The 20,037-nt window shown below is 73.2% G+C and carries 20 protein-coding genes; 14 read left to right on the top strand and 6 right to left on the bottom strand.

Annotated features, from left to right (window positions below; genetic code table 11):
* Positions 1 to 85 precede the first annotated feature (85 nt).
* The gene (locus PH191_RS20470; protein WP_274196471.1) at positions 86 to 916 is read left to right on the top strand and encodes an aldo/keto reductase; all 831 of its coding nucleotides are present in this window, start codon (positions 86 to 88) and stop codon (positions 914 to 916) included.
* Between the two features lie 194 nt (positions 917 to 1,110).
* Positions 1,111 to 1,746, top strand: coding sequence for a TenA family protein (locus PH191_RS20465; RefSeq protein WP_274196470.1), 636 nt, complete (start codon positions 1,111 to 1,113; stop codon positions 1,744 to 1,746).
* On the opposite strand, the gene PH191_RS20460 is transcribed toward PH191_RS20465, so the two are convergent.
* Positions 1,743 to 2,126 carry an HNH endonuclease gene (locus PH191_RS20460; RefSeq protein WP_274196469.1) on the bottom strand — a complete coding sequence of 128 codons (384 nt, stop codon included), beginning with the start codon at positions 2,124 to 2,126 and terminating at the stop codon, positions 1,743 to 1,745. The genes PH191_RS20465 and PH191_RS20460 overlap by 4 nt on opposite strands.
* A 129-nt stretch (positions 2,127 to 2,255) precedes the next feature.
* On the opposite strand from PH191_RS20460, the gene PH191_RS20455 reads away from it, so the two are divergent.
* From PH191_RS20455 to PH191_RS20445, 3 genes are all read left to right on the top strand, one after another.
* Positions 2,256 to 3,290 (top strand): alpha/beta fold hydrolase, encoded by a 1,035-nt coding sequence (locus PH191_RS20455; RefSeq protein WP_274196468.1) that lies wholly within the window; start codon positions 2,256 to 2,258, stop codon positions 3,288 to 3,290.
* A 97-nt stretch (positions 3,291 to 3,387) separates the two neighbouring features.
* Positions 3,388 to 3,870, top strand: coding sequence for a hypothetical protein (locus tag PH191_RS20450; protein WP_274196467.1), 483 nt, complete (start codon positions 3,388 to 3,390; stop codon positions 3,868 to 3,870).
* A gap of 63 nt (positions 3,871 to 3,933) precedes the next feature.
* Complete coding sequence (locus PH191_RS20445; protein WP_274196466.1) at positions 3,934 to 5,592, top strand: glycoside hydrolase family 13 protein; 1,659 nt, start codon at positions 3,934 to 3,936, stop codon at positions 5,590 to 5,592.
* Between the two features lie 10 nt (positions 5,593 to 5,602).
* Here the strand turns inward: PH191_RS20445 and PH191_RS20440 are convergent, their stop codons facing one another.
* Together PH191_RS20440 and PH191_RS20435 are read right to left on the bottom strand one after the other, a co-directional pair.
* The gene (locus PH191_RS20440; protein WP_274196465.1) at positions 5,603 to 6,901 is read right to left on the bottom strand and encodes a DUF4032 domain-containing protein; all 1,299 of its coding nucleotides are present in this window, start codon (positions 6,899 to 6,901) and stop codon (positions 5,603 to 5,605) included.
* Positions 6,898 to 7,935 carry a LacI family DNA-binding transcriptional regulator gene (locus PH191_RS20435; RefSeq protein WP_274196464.1) on the bottom strand — a complete coding sequence of 346 codons (1,038 nt, stop codon included), beginning with the start codon at positions 7,933 to 7,935 and terminating at the stop codon, positions 6,898 to 6,900. Before PH191_RS20435 ends, PH191_RS20440 begins: the two co-directional genes overlap by 4 nt.
* A 225-nt stretch (positions 7,936 to 8,160) precedes the next feature.
* Between PH191_RS20435 and PH191_RS20430 the strand changes: the two genes are divergently transcribed.
* The 5 genes from PH191_RS20430 (at position 8,161) to PH191_RS20410 (ending at position 13,043) form a co-directional block, all read left to right on the top strand.
* A complete protein-coding gene (locus PH191_RS20430) occupies positions 8,161 to 9,432 on the top strand; it encodes an extracellular solute-binding protein (RefSeq protein WP_274196463.1) in 1,272 nt (423 codons plus the stop codon).
* Positions 9,433 to 9,520: 88 nt separating this feature from the next.
* Positions 9,521 to 10,468 (top strand): carbohydrate ABC transporter permease, encoded by a 948-nt coding sequence (locus tag PH191_RS20425; RefSeq protein ID WP_274196462.1) that lies wholly within the window; start codon positions 9,521 to 9,523, stop codon positions 10,466 to 10,468.
* A 3-nt stretch (positions 10,469 to 10,471) separates the two neighbouring features.
* The gene (locus tag PH191_RS20420; RefSeq protein ID WP_274196461.1) at positions 10,472 to 11,305 is read left to right on the top strand and encodes a carbohydrate ABC transporter permease; all 834 of its coding nucleotides are present in this window, start codon (positions 10,472 to 10,474) and stop codon (positions 11,303 to 11,305) included.
* A gap of 2 nt (positions 11,306 to 11,307) precedes the next feature.
* Complete coding sequence (locus PH191_RS20415) at positions 11,308 to 12,540, top strand: ABC transporter ATP-binding protein (protein ID WP_274196460.1); 1,233 nt, start codon at positions 11,308 to 11,310, stop codon at positions 12,538 to 12,540.
* Positions 12,541 to 12,602: 62 nt separating this feature from the next.
* Entirely contained in the window at positions 12,603 to 13,043 is a 441-nt protein-coding gene (locus PH191_RS20410; protein ID WP_274196459.1) for a hypothetical protein, read from the top strand.
* A 25-nt stretch (positions 13,044 to 13,068) separates the two neighbouring features.
* Here the strand turns inward: PH191_RS20410 and PH191_RS20405 are convergent, their stop codons facing one another.
* Together PH191_RS20405 and PH191_RS20400 are read right to left on the bottom strand one after the other, a co-directional pair.
* Entirely contained in the window at positions 13,069 to 14,040 is a 972-nt protein-coding gene (locus PH191_RS20405; protein WP_274196458.1) for a hypothetical protein, read from the bottom strand.
* 8 nt (positions 14,041 to 14,048) lie between these two features.
* Positions 14,049 to 15,401, bottom strand: coding sequence for a sodium:proton exchanger (locus tag PH191_RS20400; protein WP_274196457.1), 1,353 nt, complete (start codon positions 15,399 to 15,401; stop codon positions 14,049 to 14,051).
* 220 nt (positions 15,402 to 15,621) lie between these two features.
* Between PH191_RS20400 and PH191_RS20395 the strand changes: the two genes are divergently transcribed.
* The 3 genes from PH191_RS20395 to PH191_RS20385 all read left to right on the top strand — a co-directional run bounded on the left by PH191_RS20395 (position 15,622) and on the right by PH191_RS20385 (position 18,295).
* A complete protein-coding gene (locus tag PH191_RS20395; protein WP_274196456.1) occupies positions 15,622 to 16,488 on the top strand; it encodes a mechanosensitive ion channel family protein in 867 nt (288 codons plus the stop codon).
* A gap of 75 nt (positions 16,489 to 16,563) precedes the next feature.
* A complete protein-coding gene (locus PH191_RS20390; RefSeq protein WP_274196455.1) occupies positions 16,564 to 17,466 on the top strand; it encodes a serine hydrolase in 903 nt (300 codons plus the stop codon).
* 16 nt (positions 17,467 to 17,482) lie between these two features.
* Complete coding sequence (locus tag PH191_RS20385; protein ID WP_274196454.1) at positions 17,483 to 18,295, top strand: serine hydrolase domain-containing protein; 813 nt, start codon at positions 17,483 to 17,485, stop codon at positions 18,293 to 18,295.
* Between the two features lie 60 nt (positions 18,296 to 18,355).
* Here the strand turns inward: PH191_RS20385 and PH191_RS20380 are convergent, their stop codons facing one another.
* Positions 18,356 to 19,087, bottom strand: a complete 732-nt coding sequence (locus tag PH191_RS20380; RefSeq protein ID WP_274196453.1) for a YaaA family protein — start codon at positions 19,085 to 19,087, stop codon at positions 18,356 to 18,358.
* A gap of 35 nt (positions 19,088 to 19,122) precedes the next feature.
* Between PH191_RS20380 and PH191_RS20375 the strand changes: the two genes are divergently transcribed.
* Entirely contained in the window at positions 19,123 to 20,019 is an 897-nt protein-coding gene (locus PH191_RS20375) for a phosphotransferase (protein WP_274196452.1), read from the top strand.
* The last annotated feature ends 18 nt before the right edge of the window (positions 20,020 to 20,037 follow it).

Below are 20,037 nucleotides of genomic sequence, written 5' to 3'. Positions count from 1 at the left end.
CGGGGGGGGGGGGGGGGGGCCCGGGCCCCCCCCCCCCGCCCACACCGCTGGTTGAGGACCGGACGGTCCCGGGTAATCGAGCCGCATGAGTGACGTCCCCGGTATCGAACTGAACAACGGCACGACCATCCCGCAGCTGGGGTTCGGCGTGTTCCAGATCGACCCGTCGGACACCGCGGAGACGGTGAGCACGGCGCTGGACGTCGGCTACCGCCACATCGACACCGCGCAGATGTACGGCAACGAGGCCGAGGTCGGCGAGGCCGTCGCCAAGTCGGACATCCCGCGTGACCAGCTGTGGATCACGACGAAGTGCAACAACTCGAACCACGGCTACGAGGACTCGCAGTCCGCACTCGACGAGAGCCTGCGCGTGATGGGGCTCGATCACGTCGACCTCTACCTCATCCACTGGCCGCTGCCGGGCAAGGACCTCTACGTCGACACGTGGAAGGGCCTCGAGCAGGCGAAGGCCGATGGGAAGACGCGCACGATCGGTGTCTCGAACTTCCAGCCGCACCACCTCGACCGACTCCTCGAGGAGACCGAGACGGTGCCCGCGATCAACCAGATCGAGCTGCACCCGCACATGCAGCAGGCGGGCCTGCGCTCGTACCACGAGCGCCACGGCATCCGCACCGAGGCGTGGAGCCCGATCGGTCAGGGCAAGGGCCTGCTCGACGCGCCCGAGTTCGCCGACATCGCGCAGGCGCACGGCAAGTCCCCCGCGCAGGTGGTGCTGCGCTGGCACATCCAGCTCGGCAACATCATCTTCCCGAAGTCGGTGACCCCGGAGCGCATCCGCGAGAACTTCGAGATCTTCGACTTCGAGCTCTCGGACGACGAGATGAACACGATCGACAACATGGAGAAGGCGGAGCGCCTGGGTCCCGACCCCGACGAGTTCGCCCGTTGAGCACCTCCGGGCTGCGCGCGGCCTCCCGCGCGCGCCCGGATGCCCCGCGGCCCGGTCATCGGCGAACGCCCCGCTCGCCGGTGCCCGGGCCGCGCCATGCGTGGGGGCGGGAAGTGCACCCTCCGGGTGCAAGCCCTGCGTCCACGCTGGCACTCAACGCCAGGAAAGCCGCATCCTCGAGACCGGAGTGAGGCGTGAGCTTCTCCGAGAACCTGCGCGCCGCGACGTCGACCACCTGGCACGCCGCGACCCGACACCGCTTCGTCGGTGAGCTCTGGGCGGGCACCGTCGACGACGCCGTTCTCGCGCGCTATCTCGCCCAGGACGCCCTGTTCGTCGACCGGTTCGTCGCGCTGCTCGGCGCCGCCGTGGCCGGTGCCGACGACACGGAGGCCCGCCTGGCCATCGCCCGCCAGCTCGGGCTCGTCGCCTCGGACGAGGACGACTACTTCGCGCGCGCCCTCGGACGCCTCGGGGTCACGACGCCGGCCGAGCCGCTCCCTCCCACGCAGGGCTTCCTCGACCTCATGGACGACGCCCGCCGGTCGGGCGACTACGGCGTCGCGCTGACCGTCCTGCTCGTCGCCGAGTGGCTCTACCTCGACTGGGCCGCCCGTCCCGACGCCGCGCCGCCCGACTGGCTCCATCGCGAGTGGATCGACCTGCACCGCGGGTCCGGGTTCACGGCGTGGGTCGACCTCCTGCGCGCCGAGACCGACCGCGTCGCGGCCACCGCCGACGACGTCGCCCGCGAACGCATGGGCGAGATCTTCCGGCGCACCGTCGACCTGGAGCTCGCGTTCTTCGACGCCGCGTACGGAGACCTCTAGGCCGCCGAGGGCCAGCGCTTGCGCAGCCGGCGCAGCTGCGCGTCGAGGTGCGGTCGGGCGCGGCGCTGACCACCCCGCTCGGCGATGGCGTCGCCCAGCGACACGAGCACGCGCTCCAGACGGGCAGCGTCGGGCGACCAGCCGCGTCGCTCGCACTCCTCGAGCCACTCGACCGCCCCGCGGTGCCCACGCTCGCCGTTGCAGCGGCGGCAGGCGGCGACCTCGTTCTCCAGCCACGACGGCCCGCCCTTGACCTTGGGCACGACGTGGTCGGTGGTGGCGGCGACGGTGCCGGTCAGGCGGCGCGCACACCAGAGGCAGGTGTCGCCGTCGCGCTCGCGCGCGGCGTGCAGACGTTCCCGTCGCCCCGGCTGCCGCATCGCCCTCCATGCTGCCACCGGGCGCCGGAGATTGCGGTCTCGTGACGATCACGCCCGGCGTCCACGGCGCGGACCTCCGGCGTGCTCGGATGCGCGGCGGGGGTCACCGTCGACCGAGAGGGCCCACGCATGCCGCCACCCACCGACGCCGAGCACTTCCCGCTCGGCGACGTCGTCCTCCAGCACGGCATGACGCTCCCGGACGCCCGGCTGGCCTACCGGACCTACGGCACGCTCAACGCCGACCGGTCCAACGCGATCGTCTACCCGACCTGGTTCTCCGGGTGGCACACAGACAACGAGTGGCTGATCGGGCCGGGCATGGCGCTCGATCCCGCCGACTGGTTCATCATCGTCCCGAACATGCTGGGCAACGGGCTGTCGAGCTCACCGAGCAACCAGCCGATGCCCCACGACCGCGCGCGCTTCCCGTTCGTGACGTTCCACGACCAGGTCGCCGCGCAGCACCGGCTCGTCACCGAGCACTTCGGGATCGAGACCCTCGCGCTGGTCACCGGCTGGTCGATGGGCGCAGGCCAGACCTACCAGTGGGCGGTCAGCCACCCCGAGATGGTCCAGCGGGCCGTCCCGTTCTGCGGGTCGAGCGTCACCGCGGACCACAACAAGGTCTTCCTCTACTCGCTCGGCGAGGCGATGCGCACGGACGCCGCCTTCGCCGACGGGTGGTACGCGCCGGACGCGCCGCCGCTGCGCGGGCTGCGGGCGTTCGCCCGCATCTACGCCGGCTGGGGCTTCTCGCAGGCGTTCTACTGGCAGGAGGAGTGGCGCCGGCTCGGGTTCGTCTCGCTCGAGGACTTCCTCGTCGGGTTCTGGGAGGGCTTCTGGCTCGACGGACGCGACCCGAACAACCTGCTCACGATGCTGTGGACGTGGGAGCACGGCGACGTCGGGCAGACCCCCGGCTTCGACGGCGACACCGTGGCGGCGCTGAACTCCATCCGCTGCCCGCTGCTCTCGATGCCGGCGGAGAAGGACCTCTACTTCCCGCCCGAGGACGAGGTCTGGGCGTCGCAGCACATCCCGCAGGGGGACGTCCGCGTCATCCCGGGCGTGTGGGGCCACTTCGCGGGCGGCGGGCAGAACCCCGACGACACCGCGTTCGTCGACGCCGCGATCCGGGAGATGCTCGAGCGTCCGGTGTAGCCCTCGTCCGGATGCGAGCGGGGACGGGCAGGTGCCACCGGGGTGGGTGCCGTCGGGGGAGTGTCCATCCGGTTGTGCACGCCTAACGTCGGGCGCGATGACCACCAACGGCACCACCCCCGGTCCCCGTCAGATGAGCAACCAGGTCCTGGGCGAGGCCGCCAAGCGCATGCTCCCCGTGCTCGCCGGCCGCGTCCTGGCCGCCGTGGCCGACCGCGCCGTCGAGAAGGTCGACGGGCTCGCCGACCGTCTCGGCGAGAGCGGCGCAGGCGGCGCGGGCGGCGCGGCCGGCACGAAGGAGGAGGCCCCCGAGGGCCAGAGCAGCGCGGGCGCGGCGGTCGCGTTCGTGATGGAGCAGGCGCGCCTCTTCCTCGCGTTCGTCGTCCGCCTCGCCGCGCAGGCGCTGGAGATGCTGCGCCGGGCCACCGAGACGCTGCGTGCCCGCCGTGCCCCCGAGGGCATCGACGAGGCCCCGGCGCCGGAGGAGATCACCGCGCCGGAGGACCTCGAGGACGAGTACGAGGACGAGTACGAGGACGAGGACGACGAGATCGAGGAGCGCGCCACGGCCCGCGCCTGAGGCGGGGCTCATCGGGCATCGTGGGTGGGGCCGTCCCCCCCACGATCGACCCGGGAGCCGTTTGTGCCCGACACGCCCTGGTGGCGCGACGCCGTCATCTACCAGGTCTACATCCGCAGCTTCGCCGACGCAGACGGCGACGGGATCGGTGACATCGCGGGCATCCGCGAGAAGCTGCCGTACCTTGCCGACCTCGGCGTCGACGCGCTGTGGATTAACCCCTGGTACGCCTCGCCGCAGGCCGACGCCGGCTACGACGTCGCCGACTACCGGGCGATCGACCCGGCCTACGGCAGCGTGGCGGACGCCGAGAAGCTGATCGTCGACGCCCACGAGCACGGGCTGCGGCTGATCCCCGACATCGTCCCGAACCACACGTCCGACCAGCACGTGTGGTTCCGGGCCGCGCTCGCCGACGAGCCCGGCGCGCGCGACCGCTACGTCTTCCGGCCGGGCTCGGGCCCCGACGGCGCCGAGCCGCCCAACAACTGGCGCTCGCACTTCGGCGGGTCGGCGTGGACGCGAGTGGCAAATCCGGACGGGACGGCTGGCCCCTGGTACCTCCACCTGTTCGACCCCGGGCAGCCCGACCTGAACTGGGCGCACCCGGACGTCGCCGCCGAGTTCGAGGCGGTCCTGCGGTTCTGGTTCGACCGGGGCGTCGACGGGTTCCGCATCGACGTCGCGCACGGGCTGGTCAAGGACGCGGCGCTGCCCGACCTGGGCGACGCCGAGGACCTGCTCGGGCGCAGCTACGCCCCGGGCGGGCACCCGTTCGTCGACCGCGACGGGGTGCTGGAGATCTACGAGTCGTGGCGGCGGGTCGCCGACGCCTACCCCGGCGACCGCATGTTCGTCGCCGAGGCCTGGACGCCGGCGCCGGAGCGGCTCGCCCGGTACGTGGCGCCGGGCAGGCTGCACACCGCGTTCAACTTCGACTACCTCGTCGCGCCCTGGGACCCGACGGCGCTGCGCGAGGCCATCGACGTCACGACCGGCCACCTGCGCGGGGTCGGCGCCTCGGCGACCTGGGTGCTGTCGAACCACGACGTCGTCCGCCACCCCAGCCGCTACGGGCGGCCCGCCCGCGAGCCGGAGGGCGTCCCGACGTCCGCGGTGCCGTCGTCCCCCGACGCCGCCCCCGACCTCGTGCTGGGCACCCGGCGCGCCCGCGCGGCCCTGCTGCTCGAGGCCGCGCTGCCGGGCGGGATGTACGTCTACCAGGGCGAGGAGCTCGGCCTGCCCGAGGTCGAGGACATTCCTGACGAGAAACGTCAGGATCCGACGTGGGAGCGCTCGGGGCACACGATCCGCGGCCGCGACGGCGCCCGGGTGCCGCTCCCGTGGTCCGACGAGGACGGTGCGTCGGCGGGGTTCAGCCCGGACGGGGCGGCCGAGCCGTGGCTCCCGCAGCCCGAGGGGTGGGCGCGCTACGCCGCGTCCCGCCAGCAGGGCGACCCCGACTCGGTGCTCGAGCTCTACCGCACCGTCCTCGACCGCCGGCGCGCGCACCCGGCGCTGGGCGACGGCGACCTGACCTGGGTCTCGGCGCCGGGCGACGCGGTGCTGCACCTGCGCCGCGAGCCGGGCTTCGCCTGCGTGGTCAACCTGTCCGACGCGCCGGTCGACCTGCCCGCCCACGACGCGGTGCTGCTCACCAGCGTGCCCCTCGAGGACGGGCGGCTCGGCCCCGACGCCGCGGTGTGGCTCGCCGTGTCCTGATCACCGGTGCTCACCAGTCCGGGGGCACCGGCGGGACGGCCGGGTCGGGGGCGACGATCGGGATGTCGGACGCGGTGTCGGCGACGAGCGCACGGGCCGCGGAGTCCGTGGGCGCCCGCTCGGCGAGCGCCTCGAGCGCCCGCTCGGTCCCGACGTCCGCGCCGGCCTGCTCGGAGAGCAACCAGCGGACCTCGAGCAGGTCGCAGTAGGCCTGCACCGCGGTCCCGACGTGGCGCACCGCGGCGTGCGCGCGACGCATGCCGGGGGTGAGGACGTCGTGCAGCCAGCTCGCGATCGCCTCCCCCTCGGTGACGCGCCGGGACTGGTCGCGGCTGAGCGCCCGCTGGTGGGCGCGCAGGTCGCCCAGCAGGATGCGGGCCTGGCCCTCGCCGACCTCGAGCCCGGTCAGCTCCTTGAGGTACCGGGCGTGGTGGGTGCGGTCGCCGACGGCCATCCGCAGGCGCACGAGCCCGCCGCCGTCGTCCTCGGTGTCCCCGGACGGGGCCAGGTTCACCTCGTCGACGATGTAGCCGAGGTCGTTGAGCTCGCGCACCGTCCCCTCGACGCGGTAGCGGTCGCCGAAGGCGAACTGCGGCATCGCGTGCAGCGCGTTCCACAGCGCGTCGTAGCGCTCCGGGAGCGCCATCGCCTCGGCGATGAGCTCGTCCTCGATCTCGGGCGGACGGCCGAGGCTCGCCGCGAGGTCGACCATCCCGGACGCCACGTTCTCGACGAGGATCTCCAGGTCCTGCGCGCGCTGGCCGTCGGAGAGCGACGGGTGCACCTCGCTGGTCTCGGCGTCGACGAGCCGGGCGGCGTAGAGCTGGCCGTCGCGGGTGAACAGCGTGTTGGCCAGCGAGCAGTCGCCCCAGTAGACGCCGTGGCGGTGCAGCTCGACGAGCAGGCCGACCATGGCGTCGAAGAGGCGCGCGCGGTGCGCGGGCCGGTTCGGGGGCAGCCGCGCGATGAGGCGGCGGTACTGCCAGGAGCCCACGAGGTAGCGGGTCAGCAGGATCGCGACGTCGTGGTCGGGCTGGGTGACGAGCCCGGCCGGGCGCACCGCCGGGAGGCACTCGATCTCGAGGTGGCGCAGCACGTCGAACTCGTGGCGGGCGATGCGCGGCGGCAGCTCCTTGAGCGCCCAGAGCGTCCCGTCGGCCTCGACGAACCGCACGAGGTGGCGGCTCGGTCCGACGGGGAGCTCGCGCAACGGCACCGTGGACGCGTCCCACTCGCCGAGGGGACGCTCCCACGGCAGGGCGAGCAGCCCCGGGGTCGGTGCCCGCAGACGCAGGTCCGGCGCGGTCACCGCGGGGCCGCCGGGGGCGAGGTGGTGCTGCGCAGGACCAGTCGGGTCGGCAGCGTCACGGCCTGCTGGTCGAGCTCGCCGCGCAGGGCGGCCTGCACGAGCTCGCCGGCCCGCCGGCCCTGCTCGCGCACCGGTTGGGCGACGGTGGTGAGGTCGGTGAGCGCGGCCAGCGGGTGGTCGTCGATCCCGATCACCGACAGGTCCTCGGGCACGCGCAGGCCCGCGCGGCGCAGCGTGCGCACCGCGCCGAGGGCGATCTCGTCGCTGTGGGCGAACACCGCGGTCGGCGGCGAGCGCAGGCCCAGCAGGCGGGCCATCCCGTCGGCGCCGCCCTCCCCGTCCGCGGGCACGGTGACGACGAGGTCCCCGTCCGGCTCGACGCCCGCGTCGCGCAGCGCGGCCTCCCAGGCCGCGCGCCGGCCGTCGGGACCCCCGGCGTCCTCCACGTCGATCATCCCGATCCTCCGGTGCCCGAGGTGCAGGAGGTGGTCCATCGCCTGGCGCCCGGCGGCGTGCTCGTCGACGGCGATCGACGGGTAGGGCGCGACCCGCCCGCCCGCGGCGACCACGGCCACGTCGAGGGACGCGAGTCGGGCGTGCTCGGTCTCGTTCACCGGGGTGAGCACCACGACGGCGTCCACCTTGCGTCGCGCCGGCAGGCGGGCGAAGAACGCCGCGCGCTCCTCGGGCCCGCCGACACGGAAGAGGACGAGGTCGAGGTCGGCGGCGCGCAGCTCGCCCTCGAGGCCCTCGAGCAGCTCACCGAAGAACCACCGCGACGGGTGCGGGACGAGGACGGCGACCCGGCCCGTCGGCCCGCCCGCGAGCCGGGTGGCCTCGGGGGAGGCGACGTAGTCCAGCTCCTCGGCGGCGGCGCGGACGCGTTCCCGGGTCGCCGCCGCGACGTGGGGTCCGTCGCCCAGGGCGCGCGACGCCGTCGCCGCCGAGACCCCGGCGTGGCGGGCCACGTCGTCGAGGGTGACGCGTGACGCCGAGCGCACCGGCGCCTGCGCACCACCCGTGTCCCCGGTCACAGGCGGAGCATGGCATGTGGCTGGAAGCGGTTCCAGACACCAGCGGGCGCGCTGCACCGCACGTGCGAGCACATTGCCCCAAACGTCACAGGGTCATCATCCGGTCGCTCTGAGCGCTTGACTTGTGAGACCCGGGTCACCAGTCTCCCCCGGAAGCGCTTCCATCGCCCGTGCTGGGGAGGGGATGTCCGAATGGGCCACCCACGACGACGGCTGCGGTGGTCCATGACCGTCGTGGTCGCGGTCATGGCCGCTCTCGTGTCGGCGTGCAGCTCCGGCCCGGCCGGGCCACCGGTGCTCACCTGGTACATCAACCCCGACGACGGGGGCCAGACCGAGATCGCCGCGCGCTGCACCGCGGCCTCCAACGGGCGCTACACGATCACGACGTCGACCCTGCCCCGGCAGGCGTCCGAGCAGCGCCAGCAGCTCGTGCGCCGCCTGGCGGCCAACGACTCGTCGATCGACATCATGAGCATCGACCCGCCCTACGTGCCCGAGTTCGCGCAGGCCGGCTTCCTCGCGCCGATGCCGCCGGCCGTCGAGGCGGCCGCCCGCGAGGACCGGTTCCCCAGCTCGATCGAGGCCTCGACCTGGCAGGGCCGTCTCGTCGCCGTGCCGTTCTGGGCCAACACCCAGCTCCTCTGGTACCGCAAGTCCGCGGTCGCGGGGATGGGTCTGGACATGAGCAGGCCGGTGACCTGGGACCAGATCATCCAGGCCGCCTCGCGGGCCCAGACGCAGATCGCCGCGCAGGGCGTGCGGGGCGAGTCGCTGACGGTGTGGGTCAACGCCCTCGTCGAGTCCGGTGGCGGCTCGATCATCACGAACGTCGGCGAGGAGGACCCCGCGCTGGTCCAGCTCGGCCTCAACGCCCCGCCCGGCATCGAGGCCGCACGGATCCTGCGCACGTTCGGCGACGCGGGGGTCGCACCGCCCGGGTTCCCGACGGCCGACGAGGACACCAACGCGGAGTCCTTCCAGTCGGGCTCGGCCGCGTTCATGGTCAACTACCCGTTCATCTGGGGGAAGGCGACGTCCGCCGTCGAGGAGGGCACGCTGCCCCAGTCGGTGCCCGACGACTACGGGTGGACGATCTACCCGCAGGTCACGCCCGACCGGCCCAGCGCGCCGCCGCTCGGTGGCATCAACCTCGGGGTGGGCGCGTTCAGCGAGCACCCGGACCTCGCCTACGAGGCGACGACGTGCATCGCCAGCCCGGCGAACTCGTCGTACTACTTCGTCTCGAACGGCAACCCGTCCTCGCGGCCCTCGGTCTTCGACGACCCGGAGGTCGTGGCCGAGTTCCCGATGGCCCCGGTCATCCGTGACTCCCTCGCCCTGGCCAAGCCCCGGCCCCAGACCCCGTACTACGCCGAGGTCTCCGGCGGCATCCAGCGGACCTTCCACCCGCCGGGCTCGGTGACACCCGGCGCGACCAACGAGGCGGCGACGTCGCTCATCACCGCGGTGCTGAGGAAGGAGGCTCTGCTGTGATCCCCCGCAACGACCCCTATCGGCGTGCTCCCTTGCCGTCCGGTCACTCCTGCGTCGCGCCCGCGGCACCGTCGGACGGGGGTGGCCTGTGACCACGCTGGAACGTCCTCTCAGCGCTGCTGACCCCACCGCCGGCAACCGCAACGACAAGTCGCGGGCCGAGCGCCGGCTCGGCTGGTACCTCGCAGGCCCCGCCTTCGCGGTGATGCTCCTGGTCACGGCGTACCCGATCGTCCAGGCGATCTACGACTCGCTGTTCGACTACCGCCTCACCGACCCGGAGAACTCGTCGTTCGTCGGCCTGGGCAACTACGGCGTGATCCTCACCGACTCGGTCTGGTGGACCTCGTTCGGTGTCACCGTCTTCATCACCGTCGTCACGGTGGCGATCGAGCTGGTCCTCGGCTTCGGGCTCGCGCTGGTGATGCTCAACGCGCTGCGGGGGCTGCGGCCGGTCCTGCGCACGGTCATCCTCATCCCCTACGCGGTGATCACCGTGGTCTCCGCGTTCGCCTGGCAGTTCGCGTTCAGCGTCGACTCCGGGTTCGTGAACTCCTGGTTCTCGTGGGTCCCGGGGGTCTCGGCGACCACGGACTGGTTCGGCACCCAGGGCCTCTCGCTGTTCGTGATCTGCCTGGCCGAGATCTGGAAGACCACGCCGTTCATCTCGCTGCTGCTCCTCGCAGGACTGGCGCAGGTGCCCGACGTGCTCCAGGAGGCGGCCAAGGTCGACGGCGCGACGGCGTGGCAGCGGCTGCGGCGGGTCACGCTGCCGAACATGAAGGCGGCGATCATGGTCGCCGTCCTGTTCCGCACCCTGGACGCGTTCCGCGTCTTCGACTCGGTGTTCGTCATGACGGCGGGCGCCAACAGCACCGAGACCGTCTCGTTCCTGGCCTACCGCCAGACGATCGAGCGCGTCGAGATCGGGCTGGGGTCCGCGGTGTCGGTGCTGTTGTTCCTGTCGGTGGTGCTGATCAGCGCGCTGTTCATCAAGGGCTTCAAGGTCGACCTGTCCCAGGCGCGAGGGGAGTAGACGGTGTCCACCCGCGAGAAGGTCGGCTGGGGAATCGGCGGCCTGATCATCATCATCTACTGCCTCTTCCCGGTGGCGTGGATCGTGTCGCTGTCGTTCAAGTCCTCGGACGACATCGCCAACGGGCAGTTCCTGCCCACCGAGTTCTCCGGCGCGAACTACGAGCAGATCCTCGTCGGTGACGCGGCCGGGCTCTTCCTGCCGGCGCTGGTGAACTCGTTCGGCATCTGCCTGATCGCGACGTTCATCTCGTGCCTGCTGTCGATGTTCGCGGCCTACGCGATCGCGCGCCTCGACTTCCCGGGCAAGAAGATCATCCTGTCGACGGCGCTGGCCGTCGCCATCTTCCCGGTGATCTCGATCGTCACGCCGCTGTTCAACCTGTGGCGCCAGATCGGGCTCTACAACACCTGGCCGGGCCTCATCATCCCGTACCTGTCGCTGACCCTGCCGATCTCGATCTGGACCCTCTCGGCCTTCTTCCGCGAGATCCCGTGGGAGATGGAGCAGGCCGCCCAGGTCGACGGGGCGACGCCGTGGCAGGCCTTCCGCAAGGTGATCGTCCCGCTCGCCGCGCCCGGCGTGTTCACCACCGCGATCATCGCGTTCTTCCTGGCCTGGAACGACTTCGTCTACGGCATCTCGCTGACCTCGACCGAGGCGGCGAGACCGGTGCCCGCGGCCCTCGGTCTGTTCTCCGGGGCGTCGCAGTTCGAGTCGCCGAACGGACCCATCGCCGCCGCGGCGCTCATCGTGACGATCCCGGTGATCGTCCTCGTCCTCCTCTTCCAGCGACGTATCGTCGCCGGTCTGACCAACGGCGCCGTGAAGGGATAACCATGGCCTCGATCGAGATGAGCCACATCGTCAAGAAGTACGGTGACGGCTTCCCCGCCGTGAACGACGTGAGCCTCGACATCGCCGAGGGCGAGTTCATGATCCTGGTCGGGCCGTCGGGCTGCGGGAAGTCGACGCTGCTGCGGATGATCGTCGGGCTCGAGGACATCACCTCGGGCGACATGGTCATCGCCGGGAACCGCGTCAACGACAAGGCGCCGCGCGACCGCAACCTGTCGATGGTGTTCCAGAACTATGCGCTCTACCCGCACCTGACCGTCTACGAGAACATCGCGTTCCCGCTGCGCCTGGCGAAGGTGTCGGACGACGAGGTCCGCAGGCGGGTCGACGAGGCCGCCGACGTCCTCGAGCTGCGCGAGCACCTCGAGCGCAAGCCGGCGAACCTCTCGGGTGGTCAGCGCCAGCGCGTGGCCATGGGGCGGGCGATCGTCCGCGCCGCCGACGCGTTCCTGTTCGACGAGCCGCTGTCGAACCTCGACGCGAAGCTCCGCGGCCAGATGCGCACCGAGATCGCGCGCCTGCAGCGCCGCCTCGGCATCACGACGGTCTACGTCACCCACGACCAGACCGAGGCCATGACCCTCGGCGACCGCGTCTGCGTGCTGCGCAAGGGCGTCATCCAGCAGGTGGCGTCGCCGCGCGAGCTCTACGAACAGCCCGTCAACCTCTTCGTCGCCGGGTTCATCGGCTCGCCGCCCATGAACTTCCTGCCCGCGTCGGTGTCGGGGAACGCGCTGCAGACCCCGTTCGGCACGATCGAGCTGGACGAGGAGCGGGCGAAGAAGATCAGCGGCCACGACCTGCTGCTCGTCGGCATCCGCCCCGAGTACTTCGAGGACGCGAGCCTCGTCGACGAGGCCAAGAAGCCGCGCGGGACGACGTTCACCGCCCGGGTCGACGTCACCGAGTGGCTCGGCGACGCCCAGTACGCCTACATCCCGTACGAGGCGCCTGCGGATGTCACCGAGCAGCTCAAGGAGCTCTCCCGCGAGCTCGACTCCGACCAGCTGCGCACCCAGGCCGTCGTGTCGATCGACTCCACCAGCCGCATCCGCGAGGGCCGCGAGGCGGAGTTCTGGCTCGACACCCGCAAGGTGCACGTCTTCGACCCCAAGACCGGGGAGAACCTCACCCGCGACGCCGAGGCCGGCCGCAGGCTGACCGAGGAGGCCGCCGAGGACCGGATCGAGCAGGTGGAGCGGGCGCGCGTGTGAGCCGTGCCCACCGATCGTGTCCCCGGAGGTAACTCCGGGGGCCGGTCCCGCGATGCGTCGTCATGACGGAGATCCGTTCGTGGGCCGTGGCGGCGCTCGCCGTCGCGACGTTGGCCGTCGGCCTCGGTGCCGGCACCCAGATCGTGCGGACGAGCGAGGCGCCGGTCGCGCCCGTGGTGGCGGTGGCGCCCGCCGCCGTGCCGACCACGACGGACGCGGCCCCGCCGCCGACGACCCCCGGCGCGGCGGCGCCGCCGCCCACGACGACCACCACGGCGACCACCACGGCGACGCCCCCGCGGTCGTCGACGTCCCGGCCCACCACGACCCGGAGCACGCGGACGTCACGCACCACCGTGACGGCGCCCCGGGAGACCGCCGACGACGAGGGGCCGGTGGCGTCGGGGCCGTCCGCCGCCCGGGCCTACCGGCAGTGCGTGCGGGCGACGAACTCCCCCGGGCCGACGGTGTGCCGGGCCCTCGTCGACGCGGGCGTGCGATGAACCCGTGCCCTCGCGGGAGGGCAGCTCAGAGGCGGTGCCAGGCCTGGGCGAGCTGGGAGGCGATCGGCGTCACGACGCGCCGGTCGTTCCAGTAGTACGGGTGGGCCAGGGGCGTCCACCCGAGCCACCACGGCCCGACGCCGACCCGCCGGTCCTCGCGGACCGCGCGGCCCCAGGCGTCGCTGAGCGGGCGCAGCGGTGAGGCGATGACGTCGTCGGGGTCGTAGACGTTGACCCACTCGCCGCGCTGGCCCGGGTGGTGCTCGGGGAACTGCGGGTGCGGCACCGTCAGCGGGACGCCGAACTCGGGGTGGCGCTGCGCCCACAGGGCCAGCGGGCTGCCGAGCGTGTAGTACCAGCCGAACGTCTCGCCCCGCTCGATCGGGGTGTCGTCGAGGGCCGCCCGGGCGCCGGGGTAGAGCGGGGTCCCGTGCGCCACGCCCTGCAGGTCGTAGAGGAAGTCGCTGGAGACGACGCTGCCGAGGCTGTGCCCCAGCACCGCCAGCGGGGCGTCGTCGCCGGCCTTGAGGGCGAGCTCGTGCAGGCTGCGGGCCAGCACGGCCTGGACCTGCTCGTAGTGCCCCGTCCCGTCGGTGCCCGAGCGGTAGGCCACGGCGTCGCCCAGGTAGTGCACGATCAGCCAGCGCAGGGTGGGGAAGTGCGCGTTCTCGAGCCCGGGCAGCCAGCGCAGGCCCGCCGTGGACGCCGCCGCCAGCAGCGCGGGGGTCGAGCCCTGGCTCGCCCGCGCAGCGAGCGCGTCGAGCATGTTCAGCAGCCACTTCGCGCCGGGACCGCTGAGGCGCTCGCTGAGCTGCTCCTGCCCCGACTCGAACACCGGCGCCCAGAACGCGGGCTCGATGACCAGTGCCTCGTCGGCGGACACCCCCGCGATGCGGGTGAACTCGGAGCGCAGGAGCTCGGTCGCGCGGGCGGCGTACTGCTCGCCCGCGCTCTCGACGCCGTGCACGAGCATCACGGCGAGCTTGCGGTCGCTCACCCCGCCTGTCACCGAGCCTCGGTCAGGTCGGAGTACGGGGTGCGCAGGCCGTCGCGGACCAGGTTCATCAGGGCCTGGCGGTGCCGGACGAACAGCACGATCGCGGCGATCAGGTAGACGGCGGAGAGCACCAGCAGCTCGAGCTCCTGCAGGGGCGGGGGCAGGGTCGCGGCGAGGACGAACTGGGCGAGGAAGAGCCCGAGAAGGCTGAGCGCGCCGACCACGGTGATCGACAGCGTCACCAGCAGCGCGACGGCGAAGAGCGACTGCGCCGCGGTGATCAGCAGCTCCTCGCGCTGCATCGCGTCGATGGGCAGGCCGTTGAACGAGCCGGCCGACAGGGCGAACACCACCGGCAGCGTGCCGACGAGCAGCGACCACTGGTTGACCTTCGACGACACCAGCGTGGCCAGCGCGTCGGTGGTCTTGAGACGCCAGGCGTAGAGCCCGGCGACGAGCAGCTCGGGCGCCTCGGAGGCCAGCGGGGCGAGCCACTGGACGAGGAAGAACTGGCTGATGCCCAGCTCGGTACCGGTCTCGACGAGCGACTCGGCGAAGGGCTCGGCGCACAGCAGGATGATCACGGCGGCGACGACGAAGAGGCCGATGTAGCCGGTGCGGCGCTTCGGGGCGTCCATCCGTCCGACCCAGGCCGACGGGCCGATGAGGTCGGGGTCCTCGGCGGGCGCCTTCGACACCCGGATGCTGTAGAGCACGAAGATGCCGACGAGGACGACGGTGTCGACGAGCGTGATGCTCTCGCGCAGCGGCAGGGTCAGCGAGTAGAGCGTCGCGAGGAGCAGGAACACCAGCGGCACGGAGTCGGTGCGCTCCAGCGTCACCTTCGTCGCGTGGCCCGGCTCGTGCGACGTCCCGGCTCCGCCGTCCTGCCCGGCGTCGGCGCCCCCGCGGCGCAGCCGGAACGCGGCGAGCAGCACGACGAGCGCCCACCCGACGCCGACGAGGATCCGGTTGGCGCCGGTCATGTTGGCCAGCGCCAGGCCACAGGGCGACTGCTCCGTCGAGCCCGGCGGCAGACACGTCGGTCCGTACTGGGCGTAGGCCTCGCCGCCCTGGATGGTGAAGACGAAGTCGACGGCGTACTCGGGCAGCACCGCGACGAGCGCGAGCAGCGCGATCGCGAGGCCCGCGGAGATGTCGACCTGCGCGGCCTCCGCGGCCCAGGACAGCAGGAAGGCCGCGCCGATGATCGCCAGGCCGTAGAGCAGGGCGTCGATCGGCGGGGACAGCGAGAGGCCCGCGACGTGCAGGACCAGGCCGGGTACGGCGGCCACCACGGCGGCGGCGACCAGGAGGGGGGATCGGTCGCGGCGGGTCGTGCCCGCGCTACTGGTCGCCATGTCCGGTTCTCTACCCCGCTCCCGACTCCGACACCCGTTCGACGCGCCCGTTTCGTGCGGGCCCGCGTGTGACGAAGGGTGCCCGACGCCCGGATCGGCCTGACACGCGCGTGTGCCCAGGTGGTTTGCGACGTGCCGGATCGTCCGGCACGGTGCGGTGCCGGCATCTCCAGACCAGCGCTCCCCGCTGCTGTGCTCCCCGCTCCCCGAGGTGGTCGCCGTGCCGTTCGCCCCTGCCCTCACCGTCGACGGTCTCGTCCAGATCGGCGTGACCGTCGCCATCATCGTGCTCGTCGCCGTGGTCCTGCGGTTCGTGGTCAACCGCGTCATCGGGCACGTCGCCGCCGGTGCCGGCGTGCCCGGGATGCTCAGCCTCGTGCGCCGGCGTCGCGGGGTCAGCGACGCCGACCGCATCGAGGCCTTCGGGTCGGCCCGCCGCGCCCAGCGCGCCCGCACCGTCGGGTCCGTGATCCGGAACGCCGCGACGATCCTGATCTTCGGCACCGCGTTCATGATGGTGCTCGGCCAGTTCGGCGTGAACCTCGCACCGGTGCTCGCCTCCGCGGGCGTGCTCGGGCTGGCCATCGGTTTCGGGGCCCAGAACCTGGTCAAGGACTTCCTGTCCGGGATCTTCATGCTGCTCGAGGACCAGTACGGCGTCGGCGACCACGTCGACCTCGGCGACGCGGTGGGCACCATCGAGCGCGTCGGCCTGCGCACGACGACGGTGCGCGACGTCACCGGCATGGTCTGGTACGTGCGCAACGGCACGATCGAGCGCGTCGGCAACGGTTCGCAGGACCACGCCGTCGCCGTCGTCGACGTGCCGCTCGCCCTCGACACCGACATCACCCGTGCCGCGGCGACCGCCGAGGAGGCGGCCACCGCCGGGATCGACGAGCACGGCCACGCACCGGACGTGCTCCGGAGGCCCCAGGTGCTCGGGGTGGAGTCGCTGTCGTCGGCCGGCATGACGCTGCGTCTCACCGCGATGACGAAGCCCGGGCGACAGTGGGCGGTCCAGCGGTCCATGACCGAGCACGTCGTGGCCGCGCTGCGCGCCGACGACGTCGTCCTGGCGGCGTGACGGGCATGTGACATCGGTGGCTCCGACCGGGTGTCGACGCGCGGATCTCACACGATCGGGCGGAGGATCACCCGTGTGATCGCCGGCCGCAGACGTCGCCTCGCCGCGTCCGTGCTCGTGGCCACGGCTCTCGTGGCCGGCTGCTCGTCCGCCGGACCGCGGCCGGCGGCGGCCCCGGCGCCCGCACCGGTGGTGACGACGCCACCGCCCAGAGTGGCGCCGCCCCCCACGACCCCGGCCCCGACGCCGTCGCTGGCCCGGGCGGCCGTGGACGCCACCGCCGCCGCCGGGCGGGAACGCGACGACGTCACGCTCGGCGTGGCCGTGCTCGACCGCAGCACCGGCCAGACGACCACGAACGACCAGGGCGACACCCAGCTGCGCGCGGCGTCGGTGGCCAAGCTGTTCACGGTCGCGGACATCCTGTCGCGCCGCGAGGCGGGCCAGGTGACGACCACCCCCGCCGACGACGATCGCATCCGGCGCGCCCTGAGCCTCAGCGACGACGAGGCGATGAACGGCCTGTGGTCGCGCTTCGGGGGCGAGGAGGGCGTCGTGCGCATCGCCGCGCAGCTGGGCCTCACGCAGACCCGGCCGCCCGCGCGCGTGGGGCAGTGGGGCGAGGTCGAGACGTCGGCGCGCGACGTCGCCACGGTGTACGGCTTCGTCCTCACGCGCCTGAGCCCCGCCGACCGCGACCTCGTGCTCTCGGGCCTGGAGGGAGCGCAGGAGACCGCCGCGGACGGGTTCGACCAGGCGTTCGGCCTGCTGGACCCGGCCCGCCGCGGCGCCGCGGCGGCCAAGCAGGGCTGGCTGTGCTGCCTGCAGTCGAGCATCGACCTGCACTCGACGGGCCTGCCCGACGTCGACGGGCGCTACGTCGTCGTGCTGATGTCCAACCAGCCGCGCGGCTACGACGCCGGCAAGTCGTTGCTCGACGACGCCGCGGGCGCGGTCCGGGACGCGCTCGCCGGCTGACCCTAGGCTCGCGCGGGTGCAGAGCCTCGCCCTGATCGACGACTGGCCCGTCGAGCACGCCGCCGCTGGCGTGGTGACCGCCGACGGCACGGTGCGCGGCACCCGCGGTGACGGCGCCCGGCGCTTCCCGCTGGCGTCCGTGACCAAGCCGCTGGTGGCCTACGGGGCGCTGGTGGCGGTCGAGGAGGAGGCGATCGCCCTCGACCAGCCCGCCGGGCCCGAGGGCTCCACGGTGCGCCACCTGCTCGCCCACACCTCGGGGCTGGCGTTCGGCGAGCACCGCTCGGTCGCCGAGGTCGGCGCCCGGCGGCTGTACTCGTCGGCGGGCTTCGAGGTCCTCGCCGCGACGATCGAGGAGGCCACCGGCATCGGCTTCGCCGACTACCTGCGCGAGGCGGTGCTCGAGCCGCTCGGGATGTCGTCGACGACCCTCGACGGCTCGCCCGGCCACGGCGCGACGTCGACGCTGGACGACATGCTCCGCCTCGCCGCAGAGCTCCAGGCACCGACCCTGCTCCACCCGTCGACGCTGGACGAGGCGACGTCCGTGCAGTTCCCGGGGCTCAACGGCACGATCCCGGGCTTCGGGCACCAGAAGCCCAACGACTGGGGCCTGGGGTTCGAGCTGCGCGACGGCAAGTCCCCGCACTGGACGGGGACGGCGAACTCCCCGCGCACCTTCGGCCACTTCGGCCAGTCCGGCACGTTCCTGTGGGTGGACCCGGACGCCGGCGCGGCCGCCGTGGCCCTGAGCGACCGCGACTTCGGCGACTGGGCCAAGTCGGCCTGGCCGCCCTTCTCGGACGCGGTGCTGGCCGACCTGCGCTGAGTGCAAGCCCTGCGTCCACGCTTGCACTCAACGCCAGGAAAGCCGCGTCGATCACCCGGCTCAGCGGGGGACGACGAGCACCAGGGCGTGGTCGCCGGTCTGCTCGACGCGCAGGCCGGCGTCGCGCAGGAGCGCGAGGACCCCGCCCGCGTCCTTCGGGCGGCGCCGGGACGAGGCGAGGATCCGGGCGGCGCGGCCCTTGTGCGACTTGTTCGCGTGGCTGACCACCGTGCGCGAGCCGTCCGCCGCCTCGCTGTGCACGTCGAGGGTCACCGCGCCGCGCGCCGGGCCGAGCGCGGCGTAGGGACCCGAGCGCAGGTCGACGACCAGGTCGTCGGCGTCGGCGAGCAGGGGCATCAGCTCCGGGCGCCACAGCGTCCGCAACCCGTCGCGACCCGGCAGCGCGCTCGCGCCCGAGAGCCGGTAGGCGGGGATCGGGTCGGTGCCCCCGACCAGCCCGAACAGCGCCGAGCAGACGAGCAGGCGACGCCGGGCGGCCGGGGTGAGCGACGCCGGGTCCAGCGCGTCGTAGAGCACGCCGGTGTAGCGGCGCAGCGCCGGCGCGGTCGGAGCGCTCCACAACCTGGCGTTGCGCGCGATCTCGTCGTCCTGGCGCTCGGAGATGTCCAGCGCGGTCCGCGAGGCCGGCAGGTCGGCCGCCAGGGCGACGACCTCGTCGACCAGCACCTTGCGCGTCGGGTTCAGCGACGGGAACGAGAGCGCGTCGAGGTCCAGCGGGCGTCCGCGCCCACCGGGCGCCTTGGTCTCCGACGGCGGCAGGACGACGAGCACGCCAGCACGGTAGCCCGACCGCGACAATGACCCCGATGACCACCCGCGGGACCGACGCGTGGCGCGACGAGGTGCTCGCGTGGGTCGCGGAGACCACCGGCCTGCGCCCGACCGGCGAGGTCGACCAGCGCCACCGAGCCTGGTCGACGGTGCTGCGCATCCCGACGGCCGAGGGACCGCTCTGGCTCAAGGAGCCCGCGCCCGGCATGGCCCACGAGGTCCCGCTGCACGCCCTGATCGCCCGCCTCGCCCCGGACGCCGTCGCGACGCCGCTCGCCGTCGACGACCGGCGGCTCCTGCTGCCCGACCACGGCCCCAGCGTGCGCGACACCGACGCCGACCCCTCCGACGCGATGACGACGGCCCTCCCGCGCTACGCCCGCCTGCAGCGCGCCCTGGCCGCGTACCTCGGTGCCCTCCGCGTCACGACCGTCCCGGACGCCACCCCCGGCGCGCTGGTCGACCGGTTCGACGAGGCGGTCGCGACCATCGGCAGTCCCGGCGACGACCGCCGCGCCCTCGTCGCCGGCTGGGCGGCCGAGCTCGACGGGACGGCCGCCCCGACCGTCGACCACCAGGACCTGCACGTCGGCAACGTCCTGGTCGACGGGCGCTTCGCCGACTGGGGCGACGCCGTGCTCGCCCACCCGTTCGCCAGCCTGCTCGTCGCGCTGGGCTCGCTGCGGCGGACGCTGGGGGTCCCCGCGGACGACCCCGCGATCACCCGGCCCCGGGATGCCTATCTCGAGGTCTTCGCCGACCTCGCACCCCACGAGGAGCTCCGGAGGCTCGCCGAGACCGCCTGCCGGGCCGCCGTCGTGGCCCGCGCCCTGACCTGGCAGCGCGGGGCGGCGGGCGATCCACGGTTCGTCGACGCACCCCGCGAGGTGCTCGCCCTCGTCGGCGATCCCGACTGGCTCGCGGGCACGTAGGAGCCGCTCCGTACCCTC

It is taken from the genome of Actinomycetospora callitridis, from assembly GCF_028737265.1.
Lineage (GTDB): Bacteria > Actinomycetota > Actinomycetes > Mycobacteriales > Pseudonocardiaceae > Actinomycetospora > Actinomycetospora callitridis.
This window is presented reverse-complemented; position numbering and strand designations above follow the sequence as displayed.